This is a genomic window from Glaciecola sp. MF2-115, from assembly GCF_047250385.1.
Taxonomy (GTDB): domain Bacteria; phylum Pseudomonadota; class Gammaproteobacteria; order Enterobacterales; family Alteromonadaceae; genus Glaciecola.
This window is the reverse complement of the sequence record NZ_JBLBVM010000045.1, coordinates 86157-98852: the sequence shown is the minus strand read 5'-3', so window position 1 is coordinate 98852 and position 12696 is coordinate 86157. Positions and strand designations below refer to the sequence as shown.

The 12696-nt window shown below is 41.7% G+C and carries 13 protein-coding genes; 8 read left to right on the top strand and 5 right to left on the bottom strand.

Going from position 1 to position 12696, the window contains the following annotated elements:
- Nucleotides 1-8: 8 nt before the first annotated feature.
- The 3 genes from ACKLNX_RS06405 (at nt 9) to ACKLNX_RS06395 (ending at nt 2782) form a co-directional block, all read left to right on the top strand.
- On the top strand, nt 9-1349 hold the full coding sequence (locus tag ACKLNX_RS06405; protein ID WP_412971702.1) for a magnesium transporter: 1341 nt from the start codon (nt 9-11) through the stop codon (nt 1347-1349).
- 515 nt (nt 1350-1864) lie between these two features.
- Entirely contained in the window at nt 1865-2245 is a 381-nt protein-coding gene (locus ACKLNX_RS06400) for a hypothetical protein (RefSeq protein ID WP_412971701.1), read from the top strand.
- Nucleotides 2246-2782 carry a PEP-CTERM sorting domain-containing protein gene (locus ACKLNX_RS06395; RefSeq protein ID WP_412971700.1) on the top strand — a complete coding sequence of 179 codons (537 nt, stop codon included), beginning with the start codon at nt 2246-2248 and terminating at the stop codon, nt 2780-2782.
- Between the two features lie 192 nt (nt 2783-2974).
- On the opposite strand, the gene ACKLNX_RS06390 is transcribed toward ACKLNX_RS06395, so the two are convergent.
- The 4 genes from ACKLNX_RS06390 to ACKLNX_RS06375 all read right to left on the bottom strand — a co-directional run bounded on the left by ACKLNX_RS06390 (nt 2975) and on the right by ACKLNX_RS06375 (nt 6594).
- Complete coding sequence (locus ACKLNX_RS06390; protein ID WP_412971699.1) at nt 2975-3529, bottom strand: membrane integrity-associated transporter subunit PqiC; 555 nt, start codon at nt 3527-3529, stop codon at nt 2975-2977.
- Nucleotides 3530-3531: 2 nt separating this feature from the next.
- Nucleotides 3532-5352 (bottom strand): intermembrane transport protein PqiB, encoded by a 1821-nt coding sequence (gene pqiB / locus ACKLNX_RS06385; protein WP_412971698.1) that lies wholly within the window; start codon nt 5350-5352, stop codon nt 3532-3534.
- Nucleotides 5349-5831, bottom strand: a complete 483-nt coding sequence (locus ACKLNX_RS06380) for a paraquat-inducible protein A (RefSeq protein ID WP_412971697.1) — start codon at nt 5829-5831, stop codon at nt 5349-5351. The genes pqiB and ACKLNX_RS06380 overlap by 4 nt, the downstream gene beginning before the upstream one ends.
- Nucleotides 5832-5961: 130 nt before the next feature.
- Nucleotides 5962-6594 carry a paraquat-inducible protein A gene (locus tag ACKLNX_RS06375; protein WP_411692805.1) on the bottom strand — a complete coding sequence of 211 codons (633 nt, stop codon included), beginning with the start codon at nt 6592-6594 and terminating at the stop codon, nt 5962-5964.
- A gap of 140 nt (nt 6595-6734) precedes the next feature.
- Between ACKLNX_RS06375 and ACKLNX_RS06370 the strand changes: the two genes are divergently transcribed.
- The 3 genes from ACKLNX_RS06370 to ACKLNX_RS06360 all read left to right on the top strand — a co-directional run bounded on the left by ACKLNX_RS06370 (nt 6735) and on the right by ACKLNX_RS06360 (nt 10075).
- Nucleotides 6735-7442 (top strand): SOS response-associated peptidase family protein, encoded by a 708-nt coding sequence (locus tag ACKLNX_RS06370; RefSeq protein WP_412971696.1) that lies wholly within the window; start codon nt 6735-6737, stop codon nt 7440-7442.
- Nucleotides 7443-7579: 137 nt separating this feature from the next.
- Nucleotides 7580-8557: a 23S rRNA (adenine(1618)-N(6))-methyltransferase RlmF gene (gene rlmF, locus ACKLNX_RS06365; RefSeq protein ID WP_412971695.1), complete on the top strand. Its 978-nt coding sequence runs from the start codon at nt 7580-7582 to the stop codon at nt 8555-8557.
- 63 nt (nt 8558-8620) lie between these two features.
- Nucleotides 8621-10075, top strand: coding sequence for an RDD family protein (locus tag ACKLNX_RS06360; protein WP_412971694.1), 1455 nt, complete (start codon nt 8621-8623; stop codon nt 10073-10075).
- Here ACKLNX_RS06360 and ACKLNX_RS06355 read toward each other — a convergent pair whose 3' ends face one another.
- On the bottom strand, nt 10076-11245 hold the full coding sequence (locus ACKLNX_RS06355) for a XylR family transcriptional regulator (protein ID WP_412971693.1): 1170 nt from the start codon (nt 11243-11245) through the stop codon (nt 10076-10078).
- A gap of 154 nt (nt 11246-11399) precedes the next feature.
- On the opposite strand from ACKLNX_RS06355, the gene ACKLNX_RS06350 reads away from it, so the two are divergent.
- The gene (locus ACKLNX_RS06350; RefSeq protein ID WP_412971692.1) at nt 11400-12002 is read left to right on the top strand and encodes a LysE/ArgO family amino acid transporter; all 603 of its coding nucleotides are present in this window, start codon (nt 11400-11402) and stop codon (nt 12000-12002) included.
- Nucleotides 12003-12039: 37 nt separating this feature from the next.
- A complete protein-coding gene (locus ACKLNX_RS06345) occupies nt 12040-12585 on the top strand; it encodes a DUF6942 family protein (protein ID WP_412971691.1) in 546 nt (181 codons plus the stop codon).
- The last annotated feature ends 111 nt before the right edge of the window (nt 12586-12696 follow it).

Below are 12696 nucleotides of genomic sequence, written 5' to 3'. Positions count from 1 at the left end.
GAACCTCTGTGTCTGAACAATTACCTGATTTGATCGAAGAGGTCATTAGCCATTCCGAATTAAGTGATAGCGGAATCGGGCTCACATCCATCATTGCACAGGCCGATGAAGATGAAATGGCATTATTGCTTGAATCTTTGCCGATTGGCGAACGTTTAAGTCTTTGGCAGACGGTTCCTGATCACAAAAAACTCGATATCCTAATTGCCATGAGGGGCGACCCTCGTGAAGTTCTAGTGCAGGCGACTGAGCCAGAGCAGTGGGACAAACTTTTCATAGATATCGATGCCGAAGATCTCCTGGAACTCGCCGATTCACTTCCTGAAGAGTTAGTCGAACGTGCCTATACAGCGATGGATAGAGTTCAACGCCAATACTTTACCGAGGCGAATCAATATCCCGAAGACCAAGTAGGTCACTGGATCACCCATGATTTTTTAGTCTTACCTCTGAACGCAAGAGTGCGTGAAGGCATTCGCTTAATTCGCAGAGAGATGCCTCGCCACACAGATACGATATTTCTAGTTAACCGTTCTGGGCAATTCTCAGAAGCAGTGCCCATTGCCAAGCTATATTCCTTGCCTGAGCATGTTCCATTAGTTGACGTTGCTTTAGATGACTTCCCTGTTATCAATGCCACCGACGAGGGGCAAAAGGCGGCGAAGGACGTACAGTTTTCTACCTATGCTGCTTTACCGGTAGTGGATGAAAACAAAAAACTGCTGGGGCGAATTGATGTGACGACCGCTTCTGAATTAAGCGAAGAGTATTACGAACGTCAATTAATGGCTGGCGCAGGTATGGATGAGAACGAGGATTTGTTCTCGCCTGTGCGTCGCAGTGCAAAAGCACGCGCTATTTGGTTAGGCATTAATTTACTCACAGCCTTCTTAGCGAGTGCTTTTATTGGCATGTTCGAGGCTACCCTGCAGCAAGTGGTAGCCTTGGCTGTTTTGATGCCAGTCGTAGCAAGTATGGGCGGTATCGCAGGTAGTCAAACGCTAACCTTGATAATTCGAGGTCTGGCTTTGAAGCAAGTCACACCTGCCAACATGATGGTTTTACTCGTAAAAGAATTGAAAGTGGGCGGCTTGAACGGCGTCATTTGGGCGCTTGTTATTGGTGCCGTAGCCTATGCTTGGTTTAGTGATCCGTTGTTAGGAGCTGTTATCGCCATAGCTATCTTTTTGAATATCGTCGCCGCTGCATTTGCGGGTGTGTTCGTACCTGTAATATTGGATAAGTTGAAGATTGATCCCGCACTATCTGGTTCGGTTATTCTGACCACGGTTACTGATATTGTTGGCTTTGTTGCGTTCTTGGGCTTGGGGACATTATTTTTGTTGTAGTGGTGAGTTCTTGGGCAACACAGTCCAATAGAAAAAGTTAACAACTTCTTGTCGATACACCTTTTTCAAGGGCAAATTAATCTAGCCTAAGCACTCTAAATTGGTATCAATAGGAAATAAATTGGCGAGCCGAATGAGTGATGCTGTCCCATACAATGGCCCTATTAGTTTTAGGATATCCACTGCAATATTTGGTGGTTTGACACATACAGTATATTTACACATTACTTATTGCAAAGTTGGCATTGATTTAGTGGTGTACAATATTTTAGACATCCTATGCTATATGTCAGAATAATTTACACATCAGGATTGTGAAATTTATATTACCAAATAGAACAGCAACTTAAAGTCTGGCGCACTTATTGCTAACTTGCATTACGAGTACGAAGTCAATGACTTGTCAGTTTTTTGAGCGCAAATAAACATTCGATAAAAATGGCTCATTGGTTCACATATTTAGTGTAACAAGTAAATAGTTAATAGCTGTCACCAAAATAACTTAGGATAATATAATGATTTTAAAAACCAAAACGATGGTACGATTGCTTGTTTTAATAGGGTCAATCTTAGTTACAATCCCTTCTTTCGCTACAACTATTTTCTCAGCCGGTTTCGATAGCGCGATCAATGAGTTTGATGTGGACGGAAATTTACTCAATAGCCATAATGTTGGTTTTAACGCCGGAACAATGGATTATAATCCATTGAATGATACCTTATTTTTCGGATTTTACAGTGGACCATCTGCTTTGCGAGGTATTTGGTCTATGGATGGCGATGGCAGTAACCTGACAAGAATTTTTAATGCGTCATCGATTAACCGTTCGCTTACGATTGACTACGTTAATGGTTTCGTTTTTAGTGATTTTGATGGTTCAGAAGGACTTGTTTGAATGAATTTGGACGGTTCAAATGTGACACAAATTGACAATTCTTTTATAACTATGTCTATCGGAGCGATTACAACTGATCACCGCACCCAAACTCTTTATGTGGGCGATTTCGGAGCCAACCAATCAATAAAAACGATGGACTATTCTGGTGGTTCACAAACAACATTAGTCTCAGGCTTGTCAGGAAACCTACATCAAATGGAAGTAAACCAAGAAATAGACAAACTTTTTACAGTATCTAACGGTAGTGGCCCTATTTATAAAAGTAACTTAGATGGGTCAAACTTAGAAATAATTGCAAACACCTTTTCGAATCCATTAGGTGTAGCAGTAGATACTGAAAATGGCTATCTATTTGTACAAGAGGCTAATGGTGGCTTAGAGCGGATGGACTTCGATGGAGCTAATAGAGTGCAATTGAATAATGTACGTGGATTTGGCCTTGCAGCGAGAACAACCCAAGTTCCTGAGCCCTCTACTATCGCCATCATAGCATTTGGGCTATTGCTCATTGTTCGTCTTCGTTTTAAAAATTGAAATTAAAAAGAAGTGATATGGGGGTTTGACTTGAACCCCACTTATATGGTCACTTGGCAAAAGCTCATTGAACTCAAGCTTAATACATTTAGGTAAATGCTTATTTTACGTAGTAAAAATGGCAGTCAACTCTGCACAGTAATATGCAACCAATTGATAAAATAGCGCTATCTTAAAGTTTTCCTCAACAACTTATTCAATACTCTCATTAATTTGAATCGCTAATTGCGCCACTTGCTGCCTCATCTGCTTTACCGCATTGGCGTAGCCATTTCCGTGCAGTTCGTCCAGTAGCTGAAAGCGTGAAATTGTGTTTTGATCATTCTTTGTTGCTACTTCAAAAGAGCCCGACAATAACAATTTACCATCCGATGATGGGTAGAAATGATCGACTGTCACATTCACACTGACGCAATCATTACATGCAATCACAAACTCCTTCTCAGAGTTAAGGTGATTAAGATCGTTAAGCAATGCCCGCTGTATAGCTTCGTCCAAACTATCTGCCCAACTATGATAATTAGCTTTAATAAGTATGTGCCCACTATCGCGCATAACCAATTGATTCGTACTCAAGTAATCAGGCACCTTTACTTTGTTAACTAAAACTCTGGGCTTCGCGATTTTTTGCTTTTGCGCAACAGGCTCAGCATCAAAGAGATAATAAGTGGTATCAGGTGCTTGTTTTGTAGTACTGCAGGCCGAAAGGAAAAGGCAAAACACTATTAACAGACTCTTTATTTGCATAACTATTTGCCTTCTTTTTTAGCTGATTTAGGCTGCTTATCAACCCTTGCTGGCTGGCCAAACACAAGTGAATTGGGTTGGTTAGTGACTTCTTTAACGAAAGGTTTAATTTCATCTAAAGTGACTTCAATTTTCTTGATCATTTGTTCAACCGAGCGGTATATTTCAGAATTGGGTTGTAGCCCTTTCAATGTGCCCTGTAGCTCCACTAATGTATTTTCAAGCATTGTGAATGTTGTGCTCGCTTTTTGAATTGCGCCATCTGTGGTTTGCAGTGTTTTCTCTGCCGCAGTCATTAAACCATTGAGATTTGCCAAGGACTCATTCAATGGCAACTTCTCAAGTTCACCAAGAATATTTTCTAATTTCTTCGTTAAGCTAGCAAAGCCACCTTGCGCAGACGGGATAACAGTATATTCCTCAAATTTCTGAACTGAAGCTACGGGTTCGCCATTTGGCTCTAGCGTGACTTTCAAACTACCGGTTATAAAATTAGCACTCTCAATTGATGCCGTCAGTCCATCTTTTATCCAGTCATTAACCATTCCTCGGAATAAATCGATGGATACATAACCTTTTTTCATCAGTCTTTCTGGTTCAAGCTTGATGACGACAGGAATGCGATCATCTTTCACCACACCAGCAACATCAACAAACCCCCAAAACTCCATATAAGGCTCGCTAACAGTGCCAATTCGAATACCTCGATACTCGACACTCGCACCTTTATGCAAGCCGCCTACGCTGTCTTCTACCAGAATCACGTATTCGATATATTTATAGTCACGCTGTTCATCAATACTCGCTAATGAATCGTAAACTTGAAATTGATGATTCTGGGCGACCCCATCGCCCGGTTGCGCGTCATCAAGCAAACCAAACTCTACGCCACCTGCGACCAATGCGTCTAAAGAGGCCATATTTAAACTGACGCCTTGAGAAGAAGTTGTAATAGAAAGCCCATTTACGTTCCAAAATGAGGTGTTTTCTGTCACTAAATTGTGGAATGGCGCTTGAATAAAAATATCATAATGCGCTTCCTGCTCAAGATCGTCATAGTATTTTGCTTCAACGGCACCTACTTCGAAGCCTTTGTGTAAGACCGGGTTTCCAACTTTTAAAGGTTTAGTTCCGCTAGAAATCAGTTTGAGGTGAATACCATCGGCGTTCAAGGATGTCACAGGTGGTGTTTCAAGCCCCGTAAACTCTAAACTCTCTATGTTTGACTGACCCGGTGACACTTCAATATAAGCACCGGACAGCAATGTACCAAAACCAGTAATACCTGTCGCACCAAAACGAGGCTTAACAACCCAAAACTCGCTATCTTCAACAAGGAATGAATCCATTGACTTATCAACTTCAATATCGACTAAGATATGAGATTTATCTTCACTGAATTTAATTTTTTTAACTAAGCCAATATCAACATTGCGGTTTTTTAATAAGGTCTTCTTCGCCACCAAACCTTCAGCTGTTTGGAATGCAACTTGAATTTGAACACCTCTGTTACGCCAATCGTTGTATATCATTCCTATGCCAATAAGCACGGCAAGTATCGGAAGGATCCAAATTGCTGAGAAGCGAGATTTGGGCACAATTACGGGACTTGCTCCATCGTTGTCGCCTTTTTTCGTTTGACTAAGCATATCGTCAGCTTTTTCGTTATCGTCAACGTTTTTAGTCTCATGCTCGGTTTTCTCATTCTCGATGTCGTCACTCTCATTCAAAGCATTATTTTTGGCACTACTTAGCACTTCATGATCTGTATCGCTTGTCACATTGTTAGACTCTTCTATTCCTTGATTCTTATCGCTAGTCATTCTTCATCCACTCTATCCCAAAGGAGCCTTGTATCAAATTGATGCGCACTGATCATGGTGAGTATGACCACGGCTGCAAATGCGGTGGCGGCTATACCAGCCTCTATAGACATTACCCCACCTAATTGTATTAACGCGACTAAAATAGCAACCACGAATACATCAACCATAGACCATTTACCAATAAATTCTGTGATGCGATATAGATTCGTAAGCTCATATTGCTTGATTCGATCCGCTCGACTCGCAGAGTAGCACAGCAAAGCCAAGGCGAACATTTTAGCTATGGGGACAATGATACTAGCAATGAAGATAACCGCAGCGATAAAATACGATTCATGCTCTATGAACAAGATCACGCCTCCAATAATAGTGCTTTCAGTTTTATCACCTAATAGCTCTGTGCTCATAATAGGATAGATATTCGCTGGGATATAAAGTAGCGCGGCAGTCAGCAACAGGCTAAATGATATTTGCACACTGTTATTTATCCGCGAAGAGATAGGGCTATGACATCTACGGCAATGAGTTGACGATATTGGCGATAATTGATGGCAGACTAAGCAATTAGTAAGGCCTCGGCTTCTAGCTGTTTTTGCTTGAGCTTTGTTAATCATTAATTGATACCTTTCCCTGTTCAATCCATCTCCACAAACGATGATTATCTATAACAGAGACTATATGTGTAAATAAGGGAGCAAAAAGGACATAAGCCCAAAACGACGATTCAAGTGCTATATCTGCCATCGATATCATTTTAATTAACGCCACCAACACACCTATCAAAAATACTTCAGCCATCGACCATGGCAAGATATAGCTCATCATGACACCAAGCCACGCCGTCGGCAGGTACTCGACTCTCCGGTAACTTGAGAAAATAATAAGCATGATAGCGACTAAATAAAGCGTTGGGAGCAATATGATAAAGGCAAACACGAGAATAGCGACGAAGTAATACTCTTGAGCATACAATTCAGTGAATGTTTGAAGCAAGTTAATACTGCGGACCTGGCCGCTTGAAGAAAACGAAATAAATGAAAAAGAACAGGCGACAAACATTAAGATTAAGGCTGTTATGGTCATTGCTAAAATATACTGTCTGGCGTTGTTGTGGCCAAACGCGATGCTGTGATCACATCGAGGGCAATGAACATTGGTCCGATGCGAAATCACATCTGGCATTGTAATAAGCAGATCGCATTCTAAACAGGCATGCTGATGCTTGTGGTCTTTGTTCATTTACAATATTTCAATGTGAAGGTCTAAGATGGCTAAGTATAAACAATGGCAGTGAACAGTAAAGATACGATTGGATCTCAAGCTCAATAGTCATAAGATAGAATGCGAACATTTCAAATAGTTCATCTTGGGAGAATAGTATGTGTGGATACATTGAAGTCAATGGTGAGCATCCCAGTCCAGTGATGCAGCAGCCGGATTTTTCAGACTATTTACCCTTTTTCCCAAAGGGAGAGAAAAAGGTGTTTTACCCTGCGTTTGGTCAAAATCCAGATAGAACAATTGACATCCTCATTCGTGAAGACGGAGCTTTGAAGAAAGTGTCCGCGACTTGGTGGTTTGATTGTGTTGACAGCGAAAATGGATTGCTTGTCGGCAAAAGAACAACCTTCAATGCCCGAAACTTAAGTAGCCCTTTTTGGAAGCACGCACTACACAAATACCGAGCAATTACTTTCGCAACGGCTATTGGAGAATCAAAATTTGTCGGAAAAACCAAACATCAATATTACATGCAAAGCGATGACGTTTTTGCACTGGGCGTGCTTTATCGCAAACATTCAAATAATAAATATAGCTGCGCGGTTATAACTCGTGATTCACACCCCAAAATGGAACCTTATCACGACAAAGCGTTTCCATGCTTTCTGCCAATGGAGCCGAATTTCCTCGATATATGGCTAGATGAGACAATTCAGCAACACCCACGCATCGATTTCGTTCTGGAAAATCCAACGCTTTACCCGACCTTGCATGTACAGCGCGTTAAAACATACAAAGACAAAGTGCCGATGAACAGCCCCCCGCCTGCAACATTAGTATCTGATTTACAGGCCAGTTTGTTATAGAATGCGAGGATTATCCGCTTATAAGCGTATTTAAGTGATTGAAAAATGACATCAGCACATGCCAGTTCAGACAAAAAACGAACTTCCGCTAACAAAGTCTCAGCGCAGCGAGTTGCCTCTGCTAAAAAAGGGCTACTATGAAAAATACAGCAACGAAACCTGCACGCTTAAAACATGCAAAAGGCACTAGTAAAAAAGCCGAAATGCATCCAAGAAATCTGCACAATGGCGGCTATGATTTTGTTAAGTTGGCAAGCCTACATTCTTCACTGAAAAATTTCTTAGCGCCAAACCCTGTTGGTAAGCTAACCATCGACTTTTCACAACCTTCTGCTGTGAAAGCATTAAATGCAGCTTTGCTGAAGCAGTACTATCAAGTTGAACATTGGGACATTCCAGACGGTTTTCTATGCCCTGCAGTTCCCGGTCGCGCTGACTACATTCACTATATTGCTGATTTACTAGCAAATGATAATAAAGGCACGATCCCGAACGGAAAAGCCAATAAAGGTTTAGATATTGGGACCGGCGCTAACTTGATATATCCGATAGTCGCGAGTCAGAGTTACGGATGGAGCATGGTAGGAAGTGATATCAACCCAGCGTCATACAACAGCGCTAAACTTATAGCTGAATCAAACCCAAATCTACGCAAATTAGTTAAAGTACGCTTTCAAAAACAAAGCCAATCCATTTTTTCTGGCATAGTGGGAAAAGGTGAACAGTATGAATTTAGTTTATGTAATCCACCATTTCATGAGTCTGCAGAAGCTGCTATGGCTGGCAGCCGAAAGAAAAACAAGAATTTGGCTAGGCACAGCGAGAAGCGTCGCGGCAAAGATTCAACAGCAAAAAATCAGTCATCACTCAACTTCGGTGGGCAGAATAGTGAGCTTTGGTGTGAAGGTGGCGAATTTGTGTTTGTGAAAAACATGATGAATGAAAGTGTTGAGTTTAAAGATCAAATTAAGTGGTTTACATCCTTGCTGTCAAAGAAAGACAATGTCGCCCCACTAGTTAAATTAGCTGAAAAACTGGGTGCCATTGAATGCAAAACCATCGACATGGCACAAGGTGCAAAAGCAAGTCGTTTTATCGCATGGCGCTTCAATTAAAATGTACAAAAAGTTATATAAACAATAAACAAATAAGTAATAAACGGACTCGATATGACCTCTATGGATAAACCAACACAACAATCTTTTGACCTAGGGGATCCTGATATAGATCAGCAACAGGGATCTGATAAAGAGAAAAGGAAAGAGAAGCTCTCTCATGAGCCTCGTACTGTTTCTAAAACAGAGTTGCAAGTTGATAAAATTGTGGACCATAGAGCAGCTGCTGAATCCGAATTTGACGTTGAACCTGAAATAAAGGTTAAACCCCAAATAACTACTCAACCCAAAACAGATGTTGAGGTTTCAGAAGACCCTAAAATGAATGCTAAACCTAAAGTTGGGATGAGAGCAGATCTTGGATTGGGGGCTGAAGTTGGCTTGGGAGCTGAACCCGAGGTAGAAAAAGCTGCACTTGAAATTGAAACGCACTCAGCTGTTGAACCTAACGCTGAAGCCAGTACAGAAATCGAAATAGCAGAATATGTTGATTCATCAGAGCCGATAGATACTCCACAAAAAACGGAGAGCTTAAACAGCAAAGAAACTCGTGAAGTAGTGACGCCCTATGCCTTTACTGTCTCGCCAGATTTGCTAGGGCAAGCTCTCGCAACCCCAACTCGTCGAGGATTCGCGATCCTGATAGATATGCTCCTAATTACAGTTCTCACCGGAATTAGCAGCTTGATTCTGGCTGGCTTTGTTGCCCTTACATTTTTCAAAGCGGGAAACCGTTTAAAGCAGCAAAAAAACTTCAACCTAATTCGACTTTCACTAAGAGGCAGCGCCGCCGTCTTAATCTTCGTTATTGTGTATGCCATTATCTCGGATTCTGCGAGTATCGATAACACTCCGTTGAGCGAATCCGCTCAAATACAAGAAAACGAAGAAACGATGAGAAGTCTGCTTGATCTAGCATCGGAACTAATAGAGATAAAATGCAGTGGCGATAGTGAGTGCTTGCTAGAATTTTCTGAAGGCGCTGCAATTGGGGCCGCCGCTTTGGAAATTCCGGTAGAAGATATTAACGCAACCGCCAGTGATATTATTTCCCAAAAAGAATGGAGCGATGAGAACAAATCGTTATTCATGAATAAATTTGTAAGTACATTCAATGAAGAACGCAACGCCTATAATGCCGACGTACTAGAAGTCACACAACCGAGCAAGCCAACGCAGGCAGAAAGTCCCGTTTATAGTGTTATTGAATGGCTTAAAGGAATTATGTCGGATCTCGGCCTTGGATTGGGTTGGGCGGCGCTCTACTTTAGTGTATTCACAGCATGGTGGCGCGGGCAAACCATAGGTAAAAAACTACTCGGTATTGAAGTAGTGAAACTAGATGGAAACTACCCTTCTTTGTGGGAAAGCTTTGGTCGATACGGCGGCTATGGTGCTGGCTTTGCGACGGGTCTACTAGGTTTCCTACAAATCTATTGGGACCCGAATAGACAAGCTATTCAAGATAAAATATCAGAAACGCTTGTTCTCCGATTGAATGTCAAAAAAATGAAATAGTCATTGGATATTTCTCTCGCGGTAATCTTTGGGTGTTCCACCAAAGTGCTTCCTAAATACTGCATACATGTACTGCAAAGAGGGATACCCTGCAGCGATAGAAATTTTCTGTGAGCTCATGTTAGATTTTGTCAATAACTCACATGCTCGATTTAGTTTTTGCCTGTGCAGCTCTGTATGAATGCTATGACCGCATTCCAACTTAAAGCGATGCTCCAAATTAGTTCGAGAAACGCCCACAAAATCTAATACTTGCCCTACTTTTGCGCCTCTGCATGCGTTTTGACGGATATAATGCATGGCTTGTATCACATGAGGGTCACACAGAGCTTTGAAATCCGTGCTTTGTCGAGGGATAACAGCGCGGGGCGCTATTGTTACAACCTTTCTCCTTAAGGCCGGATTTTCGATCCGCCGGTGCAGCAATTTCGCCGCATTGAATCCAATATCAGAGCAGTTATGCGCCACCGAGCTGCAACTTACTCTATTTAAGTTTTGTAATGCCTCGTCGTCATCTATACCAATAATTGCAATATTTTCAGGCACCGCTTTTTGTACATGAACGCATTCCTGAAGTAATTGCCGAGCGCGAACATCATTTGCACATATAACACCCACTGGATTCGGTAAATTCAGTAACCAAGCGCCTAGGCTATCCAAACTATGTTGCCAAGTATCTGCTCGCATTGAGTAACCGCGATAAATAGCGCAGTCATAACCGTCTTTTTTGCAAAAATTTAAAAGCGCTCGCTCCCGTTCAACCGCCCAAAGGCAACTCTCATCGAGTGGAAAACCATAGAATGCAAAACTCTGTAAGCCTTTTGATTTGAGATGTTCATAGGCTATTCTCACAATTTCTATATTATCGGTGGCGACATAGGGAATGTCGGGATAGTTTGACTTTTCTCCAAAGGAACCACCCACGCCCACAACAGGAAATTTGAGATTTTCTACTGCCTTTTTAATCTCACCCTCATTGCAATCCGCAATAATACCGTCACAGTGACAATGCTTAATTCTATCGATTGAGTTTGTGGGGTTTTCTTCAAGATAAACATCCCAATCTACCTTTGAAGATCGTAAATAGTCGCCAATCCCAACAATGACATCGCGGTTAAAGCCATTATTGGCATTAAAAAGAAGTGTGATACTGTATCGCGTAGAAAACATATCAACGTCCAGATTAGTTGACCCTTGGTGATTGCTTGCTAAATTCTTCTGTACAAACTTTAGCCTACTTAAAGCCAGTGTCAAAAAAATAGTATCCTTGCTATATTGGCTCCTATAATTTTATTTCACTGCATTTTTCCACAAGGTCCTATTCATGAGCGCTTCCGTCTTACTTGCAGGCTTTTCACTTGGGCTTTCACTCATCTTCGCCATCGGCGCTCAGAATGCGTTTATTTTGAAACAGGGATTAAAACAGGAACATGTTTTCGTGGTTTGTTTAATCTGTGCGTTGTCGGATGCAATTCTGATCACGGCGGGTATTGCAGGATTTGGCTATGTCGTTCAAAAATTTCCACTTCTAGAACAAGTCGCAAGATACGCTGGCGCTGCATTTTTATTCTTCTATGCAGCAATCAGTTTCAAATCAGCTATTACGACTGATCATGCCCTAAAAGCGCAGGGGAAAGACGTGGGCAGCCTACTCACCGCAGTGTTAACCTGCTTGGCATTTACCTGGCTAAACCCACATGTTTACTTAGATACATTCGTATTGCTCGGTTCAATTTCAACTCAGTACGAAGGGCAACAACTTGCATTCAACGTGGGCGCAGTGGCTGCCTCATTCGTGTTTTTCTTCTCTCTTGGTTATGGCGCGAAATTGCTAATCCCGATCTTCAAGAATCCCAGAGCGTGGAAGGTGCTAGAGTTCGTTATTGGATTTGTCATGCTAGGTTTAGGCCTCAGTTTGCTCTTTTGAAGAAGCAGTGTAATTACATTCAACAATTAGGTAGAAAATGATAGATTTGAGCCTGCAATGTAAAGGCCTTGGTAACGAAAAAGCCTCAGTAGTGGTCTATATGGCAAACAGGCCCAAGTTTGATTTCGCCCTTGAGCACAATGAGCGTCACGAAGTAGCTCACATATGCTCCGTTGTCGATGGCGAAATTTCTGCGGTAGGTAATGCATGTGGGAATGGCTGGCGAAAAGTATTCAATGTGTATGCAAAATTAATGTACGCCCTGCCGCAAGCGCATTTTCCCTTTGCTAAGGACTACACTACTTGGCAGCAATATCGCGATGGAGAATTATTGAGAGCGCATAGTAACACTGCTTTAATTTTTGAAGCGCAGGCGCTTGAAAAACATGATTACGCAAAAGCGATTATTATAATGGGTAAAACGTATGCCAAATCGCTGGCGTTGCCAAAAAGCCTTAAATGGGAGAATGAAGCTTTTGCCATCGACATGAAGCATAAACTTATTGTATGCCCTTACTTCGATTACAGGCAATTGTCTAATGTGAAGATTTCATATTTGCAAGAGTTGATAAGCCAAATTTAGTCGTGGGATGATAAATACATATTGTATCTTGCTCATTAACTAAACCATTATTTCCCATATACGATTATCTCTTGCTCGCAGGAACTCCTAATAAAAAAGCCCCTGCTGATA